Source organism: Rhodonellum psychrophilum GCM71 = DSM 17998 (assembly GCF_000381545.1).
GTDB lineage: Bacteria > Bacteroidota > Bacteroidia > Cytophagales > Cyclobacteriaceae > Rhodonellum > Rhodonellum psychrophilum.
Map to the genome: position 1 here is coordinate 13,837 of NZ_KB906689.1, position 21,419 is coordinate 35,255.

Consider the following 21,419-nt stretch of genomic DNA (forward strand, 5'->3'; position numbering starts at 1 on the left):
TATGTTCCAAGCCGAAACCACCCTACGGGTAAGATATGCCGAAACGGACCAAATGGGCTATGTGTATTACGGCAATTATGCCATGTATTTTGAAGTAGGCCGGGTCGAGGCACTGAGACAGGCCGGATTTTCATATAAGCAAATGGAAGAGAATGGTGTCATCATGCCGGTTCTGGAAAACCAAACCAAATACCTAAGACCTGGAAAATATGATGAACTGCTCACGATCAAAACCACCATTCCGGAAATGCCCGGAATTCGAATCAAATTCACCTATGAAGTTTATAATGAAGCGGCGGAATTGATTACCGAAGGCAGTACAATCCTTACTTTTTTGAAAAAAGATACCCACAAACCCAGTAGACCTCCACAATTTTTATTAGATTTAATAAGACCTTATTTTGAATAAACCTTTTTCAGTGAAAAAACGGCTCCGGTTATTCTCTATCAAATTCACCCGAAAAGCCAAAACTTTAAGGCATATTCATTTTGGGAACCCGGATCAAAACCTTTACGATGTGGGCTTGATTTTTATGACCCAATTGCGAAAGGATGAAATCTTGGAGCGAGCAGAATCGGTGGCCTTCAGTTTTACCGTGGCCATGTTTCCTCTCCTTCTTTTTTTGCTGAACATCATTCCTTATATCGGGTTGTTTTTCCCCAGTGTCACGACCCAAAATATCCTTTTGTTTATCGCAGAGATTCTGCCACAAAGCATCTATCAAGAGGCGGAATCCACCATCATGGATATTGTTTCGCGACCGAGGCAGACCTTGTTGTCATTGGGATTTTTTTTGGCGCTGTTTCTCTCCACCAATGGCGTAATGTCCATGATGAACGCATTCAACTCCGTTTACCGAACCAAAGAAAACCGTACTTTCTGGCAAACCAGGATTATCGCCGTGAGTATTATCCTGGTATTGGTGTTGACCATTTGCGGGGCAGTTTTGATCATGATTTTGGGAGGAAGTTTTCTTTATCGGGTTTCCAATTGGGAATTTGTCTCCAACAACATCTATTTTTACCTTTTGGCATTCTTTCGGTTTTTTGTATTGCTGTCTGTATTTATGGTGGCGACCGCCTATATCTTCCGGTTTGCCCCTGCCGTGCATGAGAAATGGCACTTTTTTTCTCCAGGCTCAGTAACTGCCGGACTTCTGATCACCTTCAGTTTTTATCTCTTTTCCTATTACCTGAACAATTTCGCCACCTACAACAAACTTTATGGTTCCATCGGGGCGATGATCGCCGTGATGTTTTGGCTCTACATCACTTCACTGATCATCCTGATCTGTTTTGAAATCAACGTGAGTCTGGACAAAGCTGCCGCTAAGAAACTGGTAAGTGCTGGCAAAGTGGTATTGAACTAAAGCCCAGCTCAAAAATTTTGAATGACAGTAAGCATATTGTCAAAAAAAAGAGCACAGAAAATCAAGGGATTAGGGACATCGTACAAAAAATAGAAAATCGGAGTTTGCAATTTCAAACTTTCAACCTACATTTGCAATCCGATAAGCAAGCAATTGCGATCGGGAAATAGAAAAGACCAATAGAGGAGTGGCAGAGTGGTCGATCGCGGCGGTCTTGAAAACCGTTGTACCGTGAGGTACCGGGGGTTCGAATCCCTCCTCCTCTGCTGACTATAGCCCTAACTACCTGATAAACAGTAAGTTAGGGCTTTTTCTTTTTAAAGGGGGGCCATTTGGGGGGCTATTTCTCGAAGTTTTTTTCCAAAACATCAAGTTTTTTGATTTACTCCTCATTCAGTATTAGCGCGAGGTTTACAGCAATAAAAAATAATCTTTGATAGTCAAAATCATAATCCTCAAGTAAACCTTGTTGGGATCTATTCAATCCTGCCAATCGATTTGATCAAATGATGTAAGGGAAAAATTAAATACCGCATCAAAAAGACACAAATTGCATTATTCTAAAAATTTCAACAGAAAGAAAAATCAATGGGTAAATCAAAGCTAACTTTTTTGGTAATCCTTCGGCAACTCGCCAAATTGTTTTTGAAAGCATTTGGAGAAATAGCTTGGGGAGTTGAAACCCACCATGGAACACACCTCAGAGACACTGTATTTTCCTGAGCCTAGAATCTCAGCTGCTTTCTTAAGCCGAACGAGCCTGATATATTCATTAGGTGTCAGCTTGAAAATCCCTTTGATCTTTCTCAATAAACTGGATTGACTCATGTTGAGCTTATCTGCCAATTCATTCACTCCAAATTGTTCATTTGAAATCTCTTGGTTAATAATGACATGGATATGTTCCAAAAATTCTTCATCAGCTTTGGTATGGGCAATACTCACTGCCAGCACTCCGGGTGAATTGGCAAAACTCTTTCTTACTTGGTCCCTGTATTTTAGCAAGTTCTTGGACTGTAAAATCAAATATTCCAAAGAAAACGGCTTTTCAATATATACATCCGCCCCAACTTCCAAGCCTTCTATCTTAGATTGGATGTTATTCTTGGCAGTCAATAAAATAATCGGAATATGAGAATAGGCGATTTTTGATTTTACTTGACGACACAACTCTATGCCATCCATCATCGGCATCATGATGTCTGAAATAATCAGGTCTACATGTTGAGTGTCCAAAATTTGAAGCGCCTCAATTCCATTGTTGGCCCTGGAAATCTGATATTCATTTTTCAAATTGTTATCGATGAAGGTTTGTAACTCTTTATTGTCCTCAACCAATAAGATACTTAGCTTTCCCATCTCCACCTTCTGACCAGAATAATCCTCGCCTTCCACATCATTATTTTCAATATGAAAATCTTCCAGCTGGTAGGTATTCCTCTGCCTTTTGGGAAGTTTGAGCGTAAAGCAATTTAAGCCTTGCCTGTAGTTGGTATCAAAGAATAATTCCCCACCGTGCATTTCAGCCAGTGATTTAGCAAGTGGAAGTCCCAATCCTGTTCCTTGCCTCGGTTTTTCTGTTTCCTCAGGATCTATTTGAAAAAATGGTTCAAAGATGTTTTCTCTATGTATTTCATCAATTAGCTTTCCGTCATTGGTCACAAAGACTTGAAAATGATCTATGGAACTTGATTCCAAAGCAATATTTACCTGATGGTCAGCATATTTTAGCGCATTGGAAATGAGGTTACTCAAAATTTTGATTACCTCCTCCTGATCTACATCTCCAAAAAACAAGGATTCTGTACCCTTTAGATGAAAATTAAGTTTGTTTTTCTCAGCCAAAGGCTTAAATCGGTAATGTAGGTCTTGCAACAATCCGGTAATATTGGTTGTCACAAAATTCAGTTGAAAACTTTGCTTTTCCGCCTTCCTGAAATCCAAAAGCTGATTGCTGAGGTGGATCAACCTGTCTGTGTTTTTTTCCATGATTTTCAGATTTTCATGCGTGGTTGGCTCAAATTTCTCTGAACTGCCCAGCAAAATTTCCAGTGGTCCTTTAATCAATGTCAATGGTGTCCTGATCTCATGGGTGATGTTGGTGAAAAACTCAATTTTTGCATGAAAAATCTCTTTTTCCTTTTCTATTTCTAAAGATCTAATGTTTTGCTGATGCCGCTTGGATACTCTTTTTCTGTAAGCGGCTATCAAACCAAAGGCAATTCCTAAAAAACCCATGAAATACAATAAAAATGCCCACTTGGAAAAGTAGAATGGAGGTGATATTTTGATATCCAAGGTTGCCTCTTCCTCACTCAATTCTCCTTGGTCATTGATCGTTCTTACCCGAAATGTGTAGCTCCCGGGAGGAATGTTAAGATAGGAAACCTCACTGTTTTTTTCCATGAAGTTCCATTCCTTTTCCAGCCCTTCCAATCGATAAACATATTTCCATGAATCAGCAAAGGTATAACCCAAGGCTGCAAACGAAATTGTCAGCGAAGACTGGTTGCTTTTAAGATTGATCAAGGAAGATTCCGTAATGGATACTTGGAGAATATCCTCTTCAGAATTCACATTCATTTCCTTATTTGATAATTTCAAGCCTGTTAGTACAATTTTTGGTTCTGAATTTGGTTTTGTGAAAGTTTTGGGGTCAAATGCTATAAATCCATTCAACGAACCGAAATATAAAGTACCGTTTTTTGATTTTATTCCTGATTTATAATTGAATTGATCTGAAAGTAAACCGTCGGATTTGGTATAAATATCTATTTTTTGGTTTTCAAGGGAAAACCTAACGAGTCCCATCCCTGTACTCAACCATAGCATGCCTAAGTCGTCTTCAAGAATCTTGTAAATCGTATTGCTGGGAAACCCATCAGATGTACTAAAATTGGTGAAGCTGTCGCTTTCTTCGGAGTACATGCTCAGTCCATACCCCTCTGTTCCTATCCAGACATGTTGCCTCCTGTCTTCAAATAAGGTAATAATAGAAATCCCTGGAAGGGAACTTTCTGAATCCTTATTAGGCAAATAATGACTTATCTCCCCAGAGGGTTGGTGGTATTTAAATAAGCCATTGTTTACTGTTGCAAACCAAAGATTCCCTTTGCTATCTTCAATCATATCATAATAGAAGCTGATGCTTAGCGGATCAAAAAACTCCATCGTGCTTTTCCCTTCGGGAATCCAATAGACACCTGAAATCGTTCCGAACCATTTATTGCCCCGTGAGTCTAACAAGATGGAAAATATATCAGAGTCAAAAAGGGGGTTTTGAAGCTTCGATTGATCTACTCGGCTTATTTGATTGGATTTGAGGTCAAGAACGTCAAGTTTTAGTCCCTGACTGTGATTGGAAATCCATAGTTCGGATGCTGAAAGCATCAACCCGTGTATATTGTGATAACTCAGTGAATTTTTGTCTTTTTGAGGCAAATAATTAATGAATTTTTTTTCTTTTGGATCGAACTTGCTGAGGCCGGCGTCTTCTGTTCCTATCCAGATACTCCCTTCCCAATCTTCCACAAACTCGCGGACCCTTTTCCCTTCTATTGAATTTTGATTGATGATGGGATAAAATTTTTCAAAGGCAGTGGGCGTATTCGGTAGATAATTGATTCCTCCAAAATAGGTTCCAAGCCAGATCCCACCTTCTCGATCCTTGAAAATCGAATAAACAGCATTATCCGACAAGGCATAGGGATCGTTCGGGTTTTGAACGAGGTGGTTGTATCTCCTCTCGTTGAAGTCATAGATGTAAATGCCCAGCTCTGTGCAAATCCAGATTTCATGCCCTTCGTATTTTGCAATGTTTCTTACAAATAGGGTGTTGTTCTGCAGGTCTTCTTTCAGCACATCCTTCACCTCTCCTGATTCCTTTTGGAGTAATTTCAGACCGCCGTTTTTGGTTCCTATCAAGAGTTCATTTCCATGATCAAATATATCCAGGATCAAATCTTTCTGGAGTGAAATATCAGGACTGTCAAATTTAAAAAATGAATCATTGACAGGCACAAACCTTTCCACACCCCCTCCCAGGATTCCTACCCATACCCCACCCTTTTCATCAATTGCCAAGGAAGAGACGGAGCCAGATCCCAAGGAACCGACTTTGTTTGGGTCATGGAAAAAACGACTGAGCTTTTTGGACTGGAGCTCATACCGATAAAGTCCAGCGGAGCTGGAAGCCATCCAAATATTTCCTGATTTATCCTCTTTGATTTTGAGAATTTGACCCATTACGGCTTCCCCATTTTGATCATTGATTGAAAATAGTTCAAAATCTTCAGTCATGGGATCATATATGGAAATCCCCTCGTTTGTCCCAATCCATAATTCCCCATCCTTTGATTCGTGGATTGAAAGCACATTGTTGTTTCTGATACTTTTTGGATTTTCAGAGACGTTTTTGAAGATTTTAAACTGATGGCCATCATACCTATTCAACCCATCCTTTGTACCAAACCACATAAATCCTGTCTTATCCTGAAAAATAGTAAATACGGTATTGTGGCTTAGTCCATTCTCTACTCCTATATGTCTGAAATAAGGTTTTTGACCAAAGGATGACCATATATTCAAAAAAAATGCAATGACCATTAGCCAAAAGTAGGTGGCTGGTAGTATGCTTGAAGATTCGGAATTTTTTGGCTTTGATTTCAAAGTTGTTTGCTTTAACAGCGATGCGATACCAAGCTTACCTTTTTTATAGTAATTAATCAATCAGAATATAAAACAAAGCCATCAAATAGCTGCCTTAGGAGGATTCTTTTCAATAATTGAAGGATTTGTACTATTCCTTCGAAGGCTTAAGCCTTAGATTGAAGCCACAATCGCAGGGATTTAGATTTTCTAACTTTCCTTCGGCATTCCAGTGATCGGAATTGCAGACTAAATATAATACTCTAACATTAACCCAAAATTCTCCATGAAAAAAAAGCTACAAATATCAGCTGTATGGCTAATGTTTTTGCTCAGCTGTAATTATCTGCCTGTTTTTGCACAAAGCAACCACCTTGTGCGGGGTACGGTAATGGACAAATCAACGGGAGAAGCTTTTCCCGGAGCGACAGTTCTAGAAAAAGGCACTTCCAACGGCACTGTTACTGATATCGATGGCAATTTCCAATTGCAGGTAAATAGTGACCAAAGCACCTTAGTGATTTCCTTTATCGGATTTTTGAAACAGGAAATTCCCTTGGTGGGCAGATCTTCGGTTCAAGTAGGATTAGAAGACGTAAGTCAACTTGATGAAGTTGTCGTCATAGGTTACCAAACAGTGAGAAAAAAGGATCTGACAGGCGCAACAACTGTTGTAGGAACTGACAAATCCAATAAAGTTACTGCGGCATCTCTTGGAGAATCCTTGCAGGGCTTGGCCCCCGGTGTTTCTATTCGAAATGGTGGTGCTCCTGGGCAGAATGCTCAGGTTGAAATCAGAGGAGTCGCCAGTTTTATCAATTCAAACCCTCTTTATGTAATTGATGGAATGATAGCGGATGCCAACCCATCCCTCAACACCAATGACATCGAATCCATTCAGATTTTGAAAGATGCTTCTGCCGCCGCAATTTATGGTTCCAGAGCTGCAAATGGGGTGATTATCATCACTACTAAACAGGGTGCAGAAGGAGCTGCTCGGGTAAGTGTATCGGCCAAATACGGAATCCAGCAATTGCCTCCAGGATACAACATGATGAACAGTGGTCAGTTTGCTGAAATGCAAAGAACACAGTTTGTCAGTTCGGGACTCACTCCTCCCACAAGTGTTTCTACAGCCTTTGACCCCAACGTCAATACCAACTGGTATGATGAAGGCACCCGACTTGGAAATGCACAAGATTATAACGTAACCCTTTCCGGAGGTTCAAAAAACAGTAGCTATTTGATTTCGGGTTCTTATTTTCAAAACAAAGGGGTTTTGATCGGTAACGATTTCAAAAGAGCGGCATTGAGAATCAACACCAAAAACTCCAAGGGTAGAGTCACTTTTGGAGAAAACCTGGTTTTCACCAATTCCATAACTAACGCACCAGGTTTAGGCAATCCATTTTATGATATGCCCTTAAACCTGCCAGTTATCCCTGTTAGGGATGACCGCTTTATCTCCGCAGCAAATCCGGATGGTTGGGGAAAGGGAACCACAGATGCGGTAACCTACGCATTCAATCCAGTTGCAGTAAATGCAATCAACACCTTTAGGAGTAATTTTGCCAAAGTAGTAGGCAATGCCTATCTGGATGTAGATATTCTGGATGGTTTGGTCTATAGATTCAATGCAGGTGCTGAATTGAGTTTTGACCACAATAAGCGCATGAGGAGGGCTGGAGAATGGCAATTCAATCAACCGGCAGCCCCTACCAGTATCATCGAGGATAGATCTTTGTTCTCAAGTTTCCTCTTGGAACATACCCTTAATTATAATAAGGCAATTGGCGACCATAGCTTTTCCGGGGTGGTCGGACATTCACAACAAATTACAAAAAGAGATATACTTTCGGGAGGAAGAACTAACCTTCAGTCTTTTGATGGAAGATACCTCAACACTGTAAGTTCAGCTACCGGTGAGGCATTTGCTGATGGTTTTGTTCCAATTGAATACACGATCTCGGGATATTTAGGCAGGTTGAATTATATCTATGCGGATAAATATTTACTCACCTTAACGGGTAGATATGATTCTGATTCCAGGTTTGGTGCAGACAATCGTTCTCGGTTCTTTCCATCCATAGCAGGTGGCTGGAGAATTTCTGAAGAATCATTTTTCAACTCTTCCATAATTTCAGATTTGAAATTACGGGCATCCTATGGTGAGTTGGGAATTGTGACTGTAGGGTCTTGGGATTATATTGGTTTTCTCAATTCAAACCCAAGAGCGATTTTTGGACCAGATGAACAGGCATACGTAGGAGCGACCCAGGCAAGATTGGCAAATCCAAATCTAGGATGGGAAAGGAGATTAAGCCAAAATTTCGGCTTTGACGCGGCTTTTTTTGATGATCAGTTGACAATATCCGCAGAATATTACAATTCTCTTTCTAAGGATGTTTTGGTGAATCTCCCCATCGCATGGTATTTAGGCAACCTTGGAGGAGAGCCCGCTGTCAATGCGGCATCAATCAGGAACAGGGGAATTGAGGTAGCTGCTACTTACAGCAATATCAAAAGAGCATTCAAATGGGATGTATCAGCCAATATGACCACTATCAGAAACAGGGTGATGGACGTAGGAAACCTTGGTGAAGGTATAAATTACATCCAAACAGGGATTACCAGATCACAGATCGGTAGACCTATGGGTGAGTGGTTTGTTTTAAAAACCGATGGTCTTTTCCAGAGCCAGGAAGAAATCAACAATTATACGAATTCAGATGGAACCGTCATCCAGCCATTTGCAAAGCCTGGAGACGTCAAATTTTTAGACATCAATGGTGATGGCCAAATCAATCAGGAAGACCGGACTTTTGTCGGCTCCCCTTGGCCGACAATGCAGACTGGCGCACAATTTAATGCTTCCTACAAAAATTTCACTTTCAATATGCAGTGGATTGGGGTGTTTGGCCATACCGTCATGAATGGTGTGCGCAGAGAGATCGATAGCTATCAGAATACCAACTTCAGGGCGGATATCAGTCCTTGGTCTCCAAATAACACATCTACTGCTGACCCTAGAATTGGTGTTGCAGTAGGTGATCCCGGCCTGATCGACAACGCCAGATTGGAAAGTGACAGATGGCTGGAAAATGGTGCTTACGTTAGATTGAGAAACTTGGAGTTGGGATATAACCTTAATATGGCGAGCCTTCAAAAATGGAATGTCAGCAATGCTAGAGTTTTTGTGAGCGGTCAGAATCTTTTGACTTTCACAAAATATTCCGGACTGGATCCGGATGTAACCGGAAACGGAATATTGGAAAGAGGTTTTGACAATGGGAATTGGCCTGCTAGCAGGATCTATTCTGTCGGTTTACAGTTTGAATTTTAATACTTCTAAAGCATTTAGTTTATGAAAAATATAACAAAATATATATTATTGGCTACTTCATGCGGAGTGTTGAGTTGTGATCCAAATCTGGAAATCACCAATCCCAATCAGCCTACCATGGAGGTGTTTTGGCAGAATTCCACCGATGCAGAACAAGGGGTTAATTCCATTTATTCAACCTTCGCAAGACCGGGAATGTCAAGATGGATGCCTATGCTTTACATCACCAGATCTGACGAAGGATACTCAGGAAGTCCTTGGTCTGACCTCGCCAATGCCATGGGAGGTTTTATCCAGCCTGACTACAACTTTGGACCTGTGATCGATGTCTGGGTGGATTGTTATGTGGGCATTTTTAGAGCCAATCAGGTAATTGATAATGTTCCTGAAATTGAAATGGAAAATGCATTGAAAAACAGGTTGCTTGGTGAAGCGTATTACCTAAGGGCATATTTCTACTACAATCTGGCCTTGCTTTGGGGCAATGTCCCCATGTTATTGGAGGCCTCCACCCCTACCGATTTACCACCAACCAGCCCTCAGGCTGCAGTTTGGGCTCAAATTGAATTGGATCTTTCGAGGGCTATAGATGGCTTGCCTTCAGTTTATCCAAACAGCCGGGATTTGGGAAGGGTAACCAAAGGTGCAGCACATGCACTTTTAGCAAAGGTATTGATGCAACAGGGTAAATTCAATGAAGCGGAAACACCTTTAAATTGGTTGGTGACTGGTGAAGGTGCCTCGATTTATAATCTTGTGTCAGATTACAGGGATAATTTTAAGATCACGTCTGAAAACAATCAAGAATCTGTTTTTGAGTGGCAGTACACGATCAATCCAACCGAAGTAACAGACAATGATGTCGATACACCAAACCACAACTACGGCACCTCAATTTCTCAATTTCTGGCGCCTCCGGGTATAGGTTGGGCCGATGCAGAGGCGAGAACCTGGCCAATTGCTGAGTTTTTAAAAGAACAAACTACCGAAGGAGGAAGAGATCCTAGACTTTCAGCTTCATACATCTATGCGGATACGGATGAAAGGGGTCCTGAATTCACCATGGTATATGGCCAAACCTTTGCCAAGCGGTACGGAATGGAAAATAACCGTGCATTCTTAAGAAAATTCCTCAACGACCACTGGAGAAATGAAGAAGGCTATAGGGGTCCGAATAATTACAGGGTAATCCGATATGCGGATGTATTGCTCATGTATGCTGAAGTCTTGAATGCTACCGGCAGGACAAATCAAGCCTATTCACATGTAGACAGGGTGAGGGCTAGAGTTGGGTTACCAGCTTTGTCTTCTACCAAACCAGGTTTGGGACCTAAGGAATTTTTGCTGCAATTAAAGCATGAAAGACTTCTGGAACTTTCTGGGGAAGGGCATAGATGGGCGGATTTGGCCCGTTGGGGAGATCTAGGGAAAGGACTGGCTCCGAGAGATCCAGGGTTCAATAACTTTATCGTTGGACGTCATGAATTCTTACCGATTCCACAGAGAGACTTGGATATTAACAAGAACCTGAATCAGAATCCAGGTTGGTAAATTGAACACCTATTCATTCCAAAGGAGCAGAGGATAAAACCCCTGCTCCTTTTCACTAAAATAACTATAAAATGTTTTATTTTCTTAGATTTTTGGTTTTGCCAGCAATGGTTGCGCTTTCGATGCAGGGCTGTGGGGAACCTAGCTCCAATCTGCCCGATCCAATTGAGCAAAACCCAGGACAGAAACAAAAAACCTTTATTAATCCCGTATTTGAACCTGTTTTGGCTGACCCATCCGTTTTGCAAGAAGGGGATAATTTTTATGCATATGGTACTGAAGACAACTGGGGAAATGAAGGGGGGCATAAACTGGTACCGATTGTCAAGTCTTCAGACTTGATAAATTGGGAATTGGTAGGTACCGCTTTTCCTTCTAAACCCATTTGGAAGAATGAAGGTGGTATCTGGGCGCCAGATGTGGCAAAAGTTGGTGATGAATATTTCATGTATTATTCTTATTCGACATGGGGCGACCCCAATCCTGGGATTGGCCTGGCAGTTGCAAACAAACCGGAAGGGCCGTTTATAGACCAGGGAAAACTTTTCTTGTCCCAAGAAATTGGTGTAACCAACTCAATAGATGCTTTTTACATAGAAGAAGAAGGGAAGAAATATCTTTTTTGGGGAAGTTTTCATGGTATCTACGCCATCGAACTGACAGAAGACGGCAAGGCAATAAAAGGTGAAAAAGTACACATCGGACACAACCACTTGGAAGCATCCTACGTGATCAAAAAAGATGGGAAATATTACTATTTTGGATCAGAGGGATCATGCTGTGAGGGGTCAAATAGCACCTACAAAGTGCGTGTTGCTGTTTCAGATAATATTTTGGGCCCTTATGTAGACAAGGTAGGAAATAGCATCAAATCAGGAAATTATGGTGAAATTATTTTGAGCGGAAATGCCGAGGCTTATGGCTTTTCGGGCCCTGGTCACAATGCCCAAATCATGACAGATGATGCCGGACAGGATTGGCTTCTTTACCACGCCATCCCCAAAAACAACCCCTTACTTCAAAATGGGGCTAGTAGAAGACCATTGATGCTTGATAAGCTTATCTGGAAAGAAGGCTGGCCGACCATTGAAAGAGGTACTCCAAGTTTTAGCAGTCAGGTAGCTCCACAATTTAACTAAAGCAAAGCTATGAAAAATTTTATATTGACCTCATGTCTATTCCTTTTTGTAATTCAGGTACAGGCATTTACCCCGGATAATAAGTTTTCAGAAAAAACTGAATACAACCTTACCCTGAAAAAACCTGGAAACCCTTCACAGACATTTCGGATTCAGTTGGATGGTTCAGGGAAGTTTCAATCGAATGCCAATATTCCATTAGAAATAGAAGTCCAATTGGAAGAAGGATCCCAATTTACAGATGTTGTTGTAAAAATATCTGCCAAAAAGCAGGTATTTTTTAATTTCTCCTCTAAAATACATCTTTCAGATATCAGCTACGAACCTTCCCAGATTTTGATGCCGGGTTACTGGTATAGGAAAAACCTTCGATCCCCTGAAAATGCGCCTTCCGTCCGTGAATCGACCGATTGGTTAGTCAGAGAGGATAGATTAAGCTCACCTCTAGTCAGTGTATTTGACCCGAAGAAAAAATTTGGATATAGCTTATTGAGACTTGATGAAATCAATAACTCTGCATTGACTACCCACGAAAATGGAGAGGTAATCCTTTCAGGGACCAATGATTTGGGCGCATTGGGTTTTGGCAAAGAAGGAAACGAAACATACTTAGAATATGCATTTCCGTATGCGGAAAGACCTTACACCTATATCCGAAAATTGACTTTGGCGGAACCTGTGATAGCATTTGCCAAACTGGAAGCAGGTGAATCCAGGATTTTGAGATATAGATTTCAAAAACACACACAGAATGATTTTTCAGATTTTGTGGCGGATATCTGGCACCACTCCTATCAAATGCTGAAGCCCACTGAAGTTGAGGATCAAAAGTTTACTGATCACGAAATCAAAACAGTTTTGACCTCCTATTTCAAATCATCTTTTGTTGACTTTGGCGAGCTCAAGGGTTTTTCCGGAGTACATCTGGAAACTGCATTGTGTGAATCCACAGGCATCCTTGAAGTTGGCTTTATTGGCAGGGTTTTATTGAATGCTTTCAATGCACTGGAATTTGCCGAAGCCAATAATGATTTGGAATTGATGGGGATGGCCAGGTCTGTATTCCAAAGCTATAAATCCAATGGATTCAATGAAAACGGCTTGATCAGAGAAGTAATTGATTTCAACAAAAAAACTGAAACTGACGTCTATTCCATCAGAAGGCAATCAGAAGGATTGTATGCACTGCTGCTTTTCATAAAATATGAAAAGGAAAAAGGCAGAAAACACCCAGACCTTGAAGTCAAAATCAAAAACCTTTTCAATCGGCTCATAACCCTTCAATACCCAGATGGAAGTTTTCCACGGAAATTTGATAAAAATCTAAAGGTAATCGATGAAACTGGAGGGAGTTCACCCTCTTTCGTTTTGCCTTTGGCAATGGCCCAGCATTATTTCAAGGATAAAAAATATCTTGAAATAGCTAGAAAAGTGGCAAGATACCAAGAAGAAGCCATTATTGGGCCTTCTGATTACTTCTCTTCCACTTTGGATGCTGACTGCGAAGACAAGGAAGCTTCACTCTATGCCGCTACTGCCATGTATTACTTGGCTCAGATCACCAAAGGCAAGGAAAGAGAGCATTATAAAAATTTAGCAAAAAAAGCAGCCTATTTCACCCTCTCTTGGTATTATACCTGGGATGTTCCCTTTGCCCAAGGACAAATGTTGGGTGACATTGGCTTAAAAAGTAGAGGTTGGGGAAATGTATCTGTAGAGAACAACCATATCGATGTCTTCATTTTTGAGTTTGATGAGGTCTTGGATTGGCTGGCAGTGGAAACTAATGAGCCTGAGTTCGCTGCATTTGCAGGAGTGATCAGGTCTTCCATGCGAGAGCAACTTCTGCCCCATGAAGGAAACTTGATGGGGGTGGCAAAAGTCGGCTATTATCCGGAAGTCGTTCAGCATACCGCTTGGGACTATGGCAAAAACGGTAAAGGATTTTACAATGACCTATTTGCTCCGGGTTGGACAGTGGCATCCATTTGGGAATTGTTGACCATTGGCAGAACATCTGGGTACTTTAAATAGAGGAACCCTGTTAAGAAACATATCTTTTCCGGGATTTCTTATAGAACTTCTAACCATTAAAATTCTTCTTACCCCCAAAAATCTGATTTCTCACCATTACATTACTGTTACCAGGCTGAACTACTCAATCCATTTCCAGTATAAAATGACCTGAAAGTAAACTGAGAATTAAAACCTTCACATGAATATATCTGTAAAATGAAAACAGCCAATTGAACCCAAAACCCATGCAAATGATGATTGAAAAAAAGAGTTTGTATCTCCTTACCTTTTTATTTTTTGGGTTTTTGATAATCCCAGAAATCAAAGCGCAAGATCTGCTCACACCAGTAATTCAAAGCCCTTGGGCGGAACAAACTGCTAATCTGAACCATGATTATTATCCCCGACCACAGATGGAAAGATCTGACTGGGTCAATCTCAATGGGCAATGGGACTATGCAATATTACCGAAAGGCAACCAGGCTCCCAGTCAATATGGAGGCAAGATCAGGGTACCCTTTGCAGTTGAATCCAGCTTGTCAGGAGTAGGTAAAAATATCGGCAAGGAACAGGAATTATGGTACAAAAGACAAGTGAAAATTGAGAGGAAGAACAAAAAGGACAGAATCCTTTTGCATTTTGGTGCTGTAGATTGGGAGGCCGAAGTGTTTGTCAATGGTAAAAAGGCTGGCCTTCACCAGGGAGGTTATGATCCTTTTTCTTTTGATATCAGCGATTATTTGAAGGCTGGCGCTGACCAGGAAATAGTGGTTCGTGTTTGGGACCCCTCTGATGAGGGCCCTCAACCCAGAGGAAAACAAATCAAAGAACCCCATGCCATTTGGTACACTCCGGTGACGGGTATCTGGCAGACCGTATGGATCGAATCTGTGCCTCAAACTTACATTGAGCACGTATTGATACAGCCCAATTATGATAAAGGTATATTTGAAGTGTCAGCACAAACAACAGGTATAACCGCATCCCAATCTTTGGAAGTAATTATCTCAGCTGATGGTCAAGAAGTTGGAAGAAAGGAATTCCAGCCTGGAGAAAAAGCACAAGTTCAGGTAGGTTCCATAAAAGCTTGGACTCCGGAAGATCCATTTCTCTATGATGCTGTCATTCGGATCATATCAGGAAAAAGAATATTGGATGAGGTGAAAAGCTATTCAGCCATGCGAAAAATCAGCATGGCTCCAGACAGTCAAGGAATCCAAAGAATGCTGCTCAACAATAAATTCCTTTTCCAATACGGTCCTTTGGACCAAGGATGGTGGCCCGATGGGCTGTACACTGCCCCTTCGGATGAAGCCATGCTTTTTGATATAGAAAAAACAAAGGAAATGGGTTTCAACATGATTCGAAAACATGTGAAAGTTGAGCCTGCTAGATGGTATTACCACACAGACCGATTGGGCCTTTTGGTATGGCAGGATATGCCAAATGGAGATCATGGCAACAATTGGGAGTCTAGACCAGGAATCTTAGGCCATGGTACAGATAAAGTCAGGACATCGGAATCAGAGGCCATTTTCAAAAAAGAATGGAAAGCCATTATGGATGCCTTCAGACATTTTCCTTCCATTGTGATTTGGGTTCCCTTTAACGAAGCTTGGGGTCAATTCAAAACCAAGGAAATCACGGAGTGGACAAAATCGTATGACATCAGCAGATTGGTGAACAGTGCAAGTGGCGGAAATTTTATCATGGAAGGCGCCAAAATCACAGGCGATATTATTGATCTTCACAATTACCCCAATGCCGTAATGCCAGACCCTGAAATTTATGGAAAGGATCAAGTGATCGTCCTGGGAGAATTTGGTGGGCTAGGATTACCGGTTGAAGGACATACTTGGCAGGAGAAAGACAATTGGGGATATCAAAGCTTCAAAACCAAGGCAGAGTTGCAAAACAAATATACCGAATTGATGGAATCCATGATTCCCTTGATCAAAAAAGGCCTGTCTGCGGCAGTCTATACCCAAACCACCGATGTCGAAGTGGAAGTAAACGGCTTGATGACCTATGATAGAAAAGTGATTAAATTTGACATACCGATTTTAAAGGCACTTCATAACAATCTTTATCAGGTCAAGATTGAAATTGAGTAGTAGAAAAACTATTCAGAAATCCCTATTAAGGTAATTCAACAGTAAACCCCATTTATGAGAAATTTTCAAAATTTGATTTTAATTGTTTTCTTTTTCGCCATTGCTTGCAGTCCAAAAACTCAATCTTCTGAGTCCACAACAAAGGAAGAATTTGAGGTATTTACCTTGAAAAATTCCAAGGGACTCACGATGAAAGTCACAAACTTTGGCGCAAAAGTAATGGAATTGTGGGTACCGGACCAAGAAGGGAAGTTAGTGGATATAGTGTTGGGACATGATAGCATTTCCGACTACCGAAATAGTCCAGAGCCCTATTTCGGTGCTGCCATTGGAAGATATGGAAATAGGATTGCAGCCGGACTTTTTGAATTGGACGGAAAAAGCTACCAACTTGCAAAGAACAATGGCGCCAATGCCCTACACGGAGGTCCCGGTGGTTTTCATAATGTCAAATGGAAAGTTGAAGAGGTGGGTCCATCCAAAATAGTCTTCTCCTACCTTTCCAAAGATGGGGAGGAAGGTTACCCTGGAAATCTTAAAGTCAAAATGACATATCAGTTACTGGACACGGATGAATTTAAAATAGACTATGAAGCAGAGACCGATCAAAAAACGGTAATCAACCTGACCCACCACTCCTTTTTCAATTTGAATGGTACAGGAAATGAATCTGTAGAAAACCATCTTCTTCAACTCTTTGCTTCCAAATATACGCCTGTTGATAGCAGTTTGATTCCAACTGGAGAATTGAGAACTGTGGTCAATACTCCTTTTGATTTCACAGTTCCCAAGGCAATTGGAAAGGACATTGCCCTATCAGATGAGCAATTGAAATTTGGAGGAGGCTACGATCATAACTGGGTATTGGATAAAGATTCGGAAGGTAAACTGGAAATCGCTGCCAAAGTGAAGTCACCACTTACGGGAATTTCCATGGAAGTCTGGACGACTGAACCTGGATTACAATTTTATTCAGGCAATTTCCTCGATGGAAGTGCCAAAGGGAAAAGTGGTAAACCTTATGATTTTAGAGGTGCTTTTTGTCTGGAAACCCAGCATTTCCCCAACTCCCCAAACCAACCTGATTTTCCAAGCACTGAATTAAAACCTGATCAAATCTACCAACAAACCTGTATCTATAAGTTTTTTCCAATTAATGAGATTTCCCAAGATTGAATTCATGGGTCTTCGTTGCTTTAATTCTTTGAAAAGGTTGAGTTGGTTATTGTTCCACATAAAAGTCTTGAGTACTTCTTGTGTGGACCATTTTATTATATTTAGAAAATCCTCTCTGCAAAACTGGTCACGAGAGCATTTGGAAATAGTAGCGTCAGAATCCTTAACCTTTTGATTTGGATTCTTTGTCAATAAAATGGCTTTTTAGCAATGGATCGCTGGGTTGAAAATTTCCTCTAAACAGAAATGGCCCTTAGATTTTGATCGGATAATTTCCTCAAGAATAATTCAAAAACTGCTTTCCTTTTTTATTTATTTTTTCGTAAATTACTTAACATCAATTATTTAAACTGTAATGTGGTTTATTGTTAAATTATTCCTTGCTTCGATGTTATCAACCTTTGCCATGTTTGGGGCATTGGGTTCGGAAAATGAATGGCCAGGTTTGATCATGTCCTCGGTTGTATGGATTTGGTTTATCTGGTCAATTTCCGAAAACAATGGTCGGAGACGCAGAAAGGACAGAGAGCGGGAAGAACTGATTGAAGAACTGCTCAGGAGAATGGACCGCAGATCCCGGTATTGATTTTTTTTCTCTGCAAAAAAAATAGAAAGGCATTATCCAAATATAAATTTCTCGAACAGAAACCGAAGGGAAGCAAATGCTCCCAGCAGGTAAAAGGAGAATGATGCCAGACTCACCACAGTAAATCCTTTACGGCTTAAAAAAGGTTTTACCAAGTGCCTTTCTTGGATTATCGAAAGCAGGAATCCAACCAGAAGAAAACAGGCAACAATCAAAATTTCCATTAGGTCATTTTTTGGGGTTATAATTATCTGTACTTGACTCTAATTTAACAAAAATTAGCAGATTAAAAACAAGACCATCCTTCAAAATGGAGGATAGCCGTATTTCTCCATAATTTTTGGGGATTTTTTTGTTAATGATTGCCCTTTTGCAACCAGTAAATTCCATTTCTTTCATTTTGGGGTACTACCCCAGCTAACTACCCCTGACAAGTTGTAGCCATATTCGATCATAAAACAAAACCCCGACGAATATGAACGACTTGATCTTTTCACAAATCGACAAAAGGGAGCTCATCGATGAAATTGCCGAGGCGGTAGTCTCCCGGCTTGCCCCGAACCTAAACCCTCCCCCTTCCTCTGATGAACTTATTCAGATTCCAGACGCCATGAAGCTCTTGGGTAGGTCCAGGACTACGATCAACAACTGGCGGAAGGAAGGATTCCTGAAGGAGCAGGTAATCAACACCCGGGTGTATTTTAAAAAATCGGATATCCTAAATGCCGGGTACCAAAAAAATGGCAGACAAAAATAAAAGCGAATCTGGCAGGATTCGCTTCGGTATTTTTTTTCAAGGAAATGGTATTCCTCTCGCAGTGAGACAAATATACCATTTCTGCTTTTATCATCAAACAAAAATTGCAGAAAAATGGGACCACAACATGCTGTCAAACAGATAGATGAACAATCTAAGAGCGCAACCATCAAAATGATAAAATTTCTATTGTCCAGATACGACTTTATCAACAATGTGATACTGAACGAAGTCTTTACAAGCCAAAAGGGGGAGGCCGCCTTCCAGCCGGTCAATCCGAGTACCCTCTATATCGAATGCAGGCAGAGTGGCTATAGAACCTCCGTTGCAGAAATCAACACCTTTTTGTCCTCAGACTTTATTCCAAAAAGTAATCCCTTTCAGGAATACTTCAACAAAGTAGAGCACAGGTGGAATGAAACAATTCAGGGGGATTATGTGAAAAAATTCTGCGGGTTTATCAACGTAACTGACCAGGAACGCTTTACCGTCCAATTGAAAAAATGGCTGGTCAGGTGTGTGGCCTGCTGTCTCCAGGATGACTACTTCAACAAACAGGCGTTGATATTTGTCCAGGAAAGGCAGAACAGCGGCAAGACTACCCTCACGCGGTTTTTGGTTCCCAAGGGACTTGCACCATACCATGCAGAAAATATCTCGGTGGACAAGGACAGCCAAATCGCCCTCTGCCAAAACTTTGGCATCATCCAGGATGAGCTTTCTACCCTATCCAGGACCGAGATCAACTCCCAAAAAACACTGATGAGCAAATCCTATGTCAAGGTCCGCCATCCCTATGACAAGAAGCCCAAGATGGAACCCAGGCGGGCCTCCATTTGGGGATCCACGAACAAGGCGGAATTTCTGACCGATGCCACAGGAAGTGTGCGGTGGCTCTGTTTTACTGTGCTGGAAATCGACTGGACGTACAAATCCCGGATCGACATCGACACAGTGTGGTCACAAGCATACCAACTCTTTAAAACAGATTTCAAATATGAAATGACGGCACAGGAAATCCTGGAAAATGAGATCGCCAACAACCAGTACAAAACCATCACGACCGAGGTCGAGCTGATCCAGAAATTCTACTCACCCGGAACCAAGGAAAACCATGACCAATTCTTTACCGCCACCGATATATGCCAACACCTCATGGCCAACGGAAATGCCAATCTCAGGATAAATGCTGTGGAGATCGGCAAGGCCCTAAAACTCCTTGGACATGCCCAAAGCCAGAAGAGAAGAAGCGAAATCCAGAACTTTCCGGAAAAAGGATATTATATCAAGTTCAATGATCTTACTACTTACTACAAATAGTCCTAATGCTATGAAAAACAATGATTTAACCCGTAGTAAGCAAAAAATAATCTTACTACCTCCTACTACAGATCAATGCCGATGTAGTAAGATACAAACATCGAATTACTCCATTAAATAACTGTTTATCAATGCTTTAATATTAAAATATAGTAAGTAGTAAGTGTAGTAAGCCAAAATTCAAATTAACCTAAACGAAACCAAAAACGCCATGAACGCCAAAGAATCAAATAGTATCAGCATCAGTTCCTATTTAATGAATTTGGGAATCAAACCGACAAAAATTTCAAATGGATATTGTTTATTCCATTCCCCATACCGGATCGAAAAAACTCCCTCCTTTAAAGTCTGTAATATCAAAAATCTCTGGGTGGATTATGGCGACAACAATGCTGGTGGTTCTTTGATAGATCTGGTCCTGAAAATGAATCCGGGATTTGGTGTCTTTGATGCAATTGAGGATATAGCGAGAGTTGTTGGAAATAGCGCCACTTCTCATTCCAATAGTATTCCCAAGCATACAAAACAGGATATTGAATCGGCCACAGAAAGCCGCGTAAAAATCCTTGGCATTAAAGAACTGGGACATAATCTGTCCCTGGCTTCCTATTTGAATTACAGAGGCATTGGCTTGGAGACAGCCAAACCCTTCTGCAAGGAAGTTTATTACAGCATTGACGATAAACGTTATTTCGGAATAGGCAACCAAAACAAGGACGGATGGAACATCCGGAACAAATACTGGAAAGGCTGCTCGGCGCAAGGGTACTCCTACTTCAACAACCGATCCGATCAGCTCTGTGTATTTGAGGGGATCTTCGATTTGTTGAGTTATCGCGAAATCCAAAACAATAACCGCATCAAGGAAGATTATTTGGTCCTGAATTCTCTGGTGAACATAAACAAGGCGATTCCGATACTAAAAAAATATGAACATGTGGATCTCTTTTTGGATCAGGATAAGGCCGGAAAAAACGCTAGCAAAAACCTGACTGAAACTTTTCCTCAGTGTTTGGACCAGGGAAATTCGATTTATCCCTTCAAGGATCTAAATGAATATTTGATTTTAGGTTTGAGGAAGAGGGTCGGAAGGTAGGTGGAAATGGTAGATTTAGGAAAGGAGATTCATTTATTGGCAAGTGGAATGGAATAGGTCAAAAGCTCAAGTGCGATCAGAAAACTCGAAAGGGATGCGTAGAAACAACTAGGCTTCCTAAATTCAAATCATACTTATACACGGTTTGCCTTACAGGGTGAAATGATTAACCTTGGCTCATAATATCGAAACTTCCTTAGAATGGGGAGGAAAAAGTGTTTCAATACAAAATTTATTGGCGTGAAAATCAGCAAAACTATTAAGTCTTTAAAGATTCTAATTCTAAAAAAATGGGACCAATCAA

Annotated in this window: 14 protein-coding genes and 1 tRNA gene; 13 read left to right on the forward strand and 2 right to left on the reverse strand. The window is 41.0% G+C overall.

Going from position 1 to position 21,419, the window contains the following annotated elements; all coding sequences use genetic code 11:
* Position 1 precedes the first annotated feature (1 nt).
* The 3 genes from F824_RS0119845 to F824_RS0119860 all read left to right on the forward strand — a co-directional run bounded on the left by F824_RS0119845 (position 2) and on the right by F824_RS0119860 (position 1,636).
* Positions 2-409 (forward strand): acyl-CoA thioesterase, encoded by a 408-nt coding sequence (locus tag F824_RS0119845; protein ID WP_019599688.1) that lies wholly within the window; start codon positions 2-4, stop codon positions 407-409.
* A 10-nt stretch (positions 410-419) separates the two neighbouring features.
* Complete coding sequence (locus tag F824_RS0119850) at positions 420-1,370, forward strand: YihY/virulence factor BrkB family protein (protein ID WP_033405490.1); 951 nt, start codon at positions 420-422, stop codon at positions 1,368-1,370.
* Between the two features lie 181 nt (positions 1,371-1,551).
* A tRNA-Ser gene (locus tag F824_RS0119860) sits at positions 1,552-1,636 on the forward strand.
* 337 nt (positions 1,637-1,973) lie between these two features.
* Here F824_RS0119860 and F824_RS0119865 read toward each other — a convergent pair.
* Entirely contained in the window at positions 1,974-5,957 is a 3,984-nt protein-coding gene (locus F824_RS0119865; RefSeq protein WP_169368235.1) for a hybrid sensor histidine kinase/response regulator transcription factor, read from the reverse strand.
* A gap of 346 nt (positions 5,958-6,303) precedes the next feature.
* Between F824_RS0119865 and F824_RS0119870 the strand changes: the two genes are divergently transcribed.
* The 7 genes from F824_RS0119870 to F824_RS0119905 all read left to right on the forward strand — a co-directional run bounded on the left by F824_RS0119870 (position 6,304) and on the right by F824_RS0119905 (position 17,942).
* A complete protein-coding gene (locus F824_RS0119870; protein ID WP_139189898.1) occupies positions 6,304-9,360 on the forward strand; it encodes a SusC/RagA family TonB-linked outer membrane protein in 3,057 nt (1,018 codons plus the stop codon).
* Positions 9,361-9,381: 21 nt separating this feature from the next.
* Positions 9,382-10,911: a RagB/SusD family nutrient uptake outer membrane protein gene (locus F824_RS0119875; RefSeq protein ID WP_019599693.1), complete on the forward strand. Its 1,530-nt coding sequence runs from the start codon at positions 9,382-9,384 to the stop codon at positions 10,909-10,911.
* A gap of 71 nt (positions 10,912-10,982) precedes the next feature.
* The gene (locus tag F824_RS0119880; protein ID WP_019599694.1) at positions 10,983-12,050 is read left to right on the forward strand and encodes a family 43 glycosylhydrolase; all 1,068 of its coding nucleotides are present in this window, start codon (positions 10,983-10,985) and stop codon (positions 12,048-12,050) included.
* 9 nt (positions 12,051-12,059) lie between these two features.
* Entirely contained in the window at positions 12,060-14,084 is a 2,025-nt protein-coding gene (locus F824_RS0119885) for a glycoside hydrolase family protein (protein WP_019599695.1), read from the forward strand.
* A gap of 227 nt (positions 14,085-14,311) precedes the next feature.
* Complete coding sequence (locus F824_RS0119895; protein WP_019599696.1) at positions 14,312-16,180, forward strand: glycoside hydrolase family 2 protein; 1,869 nt, start codon at positions 14,312-14,314, stop codon at positions 16,178-16,180.
* 54 nt (positions 16,181-16,234) lie between these two features.
* On the forward strand, positions 16,235-17,356 hold the full coding sequence (locus F824_RS0119900; protein WP_019599697.1) for an aldose epimerase family protein: 1,122 nt from the start codon (positions 16,235-16,237) through the stop codon (positions 17,354-17,356).
* 388 nt (positions 17,357-17,744) lie between these two features.
* A complete protein-coding gene (locus tag F824_RS0119905) occupies positions 17,745-17,942 on the forward strand; it encodes a hypothetical protein (protein ID WP_019599698.1) in 198 nt (65 codons plus the stop codon).
* A 32-nt stretch (positions 17,943-17,974) separates the two neighbouring features.
* Here the strand turns inward: F824_RS0119905 and F824_RS0119910 are convergent, their stop codons facing one another.
* Positions 17,975-18,166 carry a hypothetical protein gene (locus F824_RS0119910; RefSeq protein WP_019599699.1) on the reverse strand — a complete coding sequence of 64 codons (192 nt, stop codon included), beginning with the start codon at positions 18,164-18,166 and terminating at the stop codon, positions 17,975-17,977.
* Positions 18,167-18,417: 251 nt separating this feature from the next.
* Between F824_RS0119910 and F824_RS0119920 the strand changes: the two genes are divergently transcribed.
* The 3 genes from F824_RS0119920 (at position 18,418) to F824_RS0119930 (ending at position 21,115) form a co-directional block, all read left to right on the forward strand.
* Positions 18,418-18,699, forward strand: coding sequence for a helix-turn-helix domain-containing protein (locus F824_RS0119920; protein WP_019599701.1), 282 nt, complete (start codon positions 18,418-18,420; stop codon positions 18,697-18,699).
* A gap of 114 nt (positions 18,700-18,813) precedes the next feature.
* The gene (locus tag F824_RS0119925) at positions 18,814-20,019 is read left to right on the forward strand and encodes a VapE domain-containing protein (protein WP_019599702.1); all 1,206 of its coding nucleotides are present in this window, start codon (positions 18,814-18,816) and stop codon (positions 20,017-20,019) included.
* A gap of 211 nt (positions 20,020-20,230) precedes the next feature.
* Positions 20,231-21,115 (forward strand): toprim domain-containing protein, encoded by an 885-nt coding sequence (locus F824_RS0119930; protein ID WP_019599703.1) that lies wholly within the window; start codon positions 20,231-20,233, stop codon positions 21,113-21,115.
* The last annotated feature ends 304 nt before the right edge of the window (positions 21,116-21,419 follow it).

Excerpts from the sequence above, each read along its gene's own strand:
- F824_RS0119845 (WP_019599688.1), top strand. The coding sequence starts at position 2 with ATGTTCCAAGCCGAAACCACCCTACGGGTAAGATATGCCGAAACGGAC.
- F824_RS0119870 (WP_139189898.1), top strand. The coding sequence starts at position 6,304 with ATGAAAAAAAAGCTACAAATATCAGCTGTATGGCTAATGTTTTTGCTC.
- F824_RS0119875 (WP_019599693.1), top strand. The coding sequence starts at position 9,382 with ATGAAAAATATAACAAAATATATATTATTGGCTACTTCATGCGGAGTG.
- F824_RS0119880 (WP_019599694.1), top strand. The coding sequence starts at position 10,983 with ATGTTTTATTTTCTTAGATTTTTGGTTTTGCCAGCAATGGTTGCGCTT.
- F824_RS0119885 (WP_019599695.1), top strand. The coding sequence starts at position 12,060 with ATGAAAAATTTTATATTGACCTCATGTCTATTCCTTTTTGTAATTCAG.
- F824_RS0119895 (WP_019599696.1), top strand. The coding sequence starts at position 14,312 with ATGCAAATGATGATTGAAAAAAAGAGTTTGTATCTCCTTACCTTTTTA.
- F824_RS0119900 (WP_019599697.1), top strand. The coding sequence starts at position 16,235 with ATGAGAAATTTTCAAAATTTGATTTTAATTGTTTTCTTTTTCGCCATT.
- F824_RS0119905 (WP_019599698.1), top strand. The coding sequence starts at position 17,745 with ATGTTATCAACCTTTGCCATGTTTGGGGCATTGGGTTCGGAAAATGAA.
- F824_RS0119910 (WP_019599699.1), bottom strand. The coding sequence starts at position 18,166 with ATGGAAATTTTGATTGTTGCCTGTTTTCTTCTGGTTGGATTCCTGCTT.
- F824_RS0119920 (WP_019599701.1), top strand. The coding sequence starts at position 18,418 with ATGAACGACTTGATCTTTTCACAAATCGACAAAAGGGAGCTCATCGAT.
- F824_RS0119925 (WP_019599702.1), top strand. The coding sequence starts at position 18,814 with ATGGGACCACAACATGCTGTCAAACAGATAGATGAACAATCTAAGAGC.
- F824_RS0119930 (WP_019599703.1), top strand. The coding sequence starts at position 20,231 with ATGAACGCCAAAGAATCAAATAGTATCAGCATCAGTTCCTATTTAATG.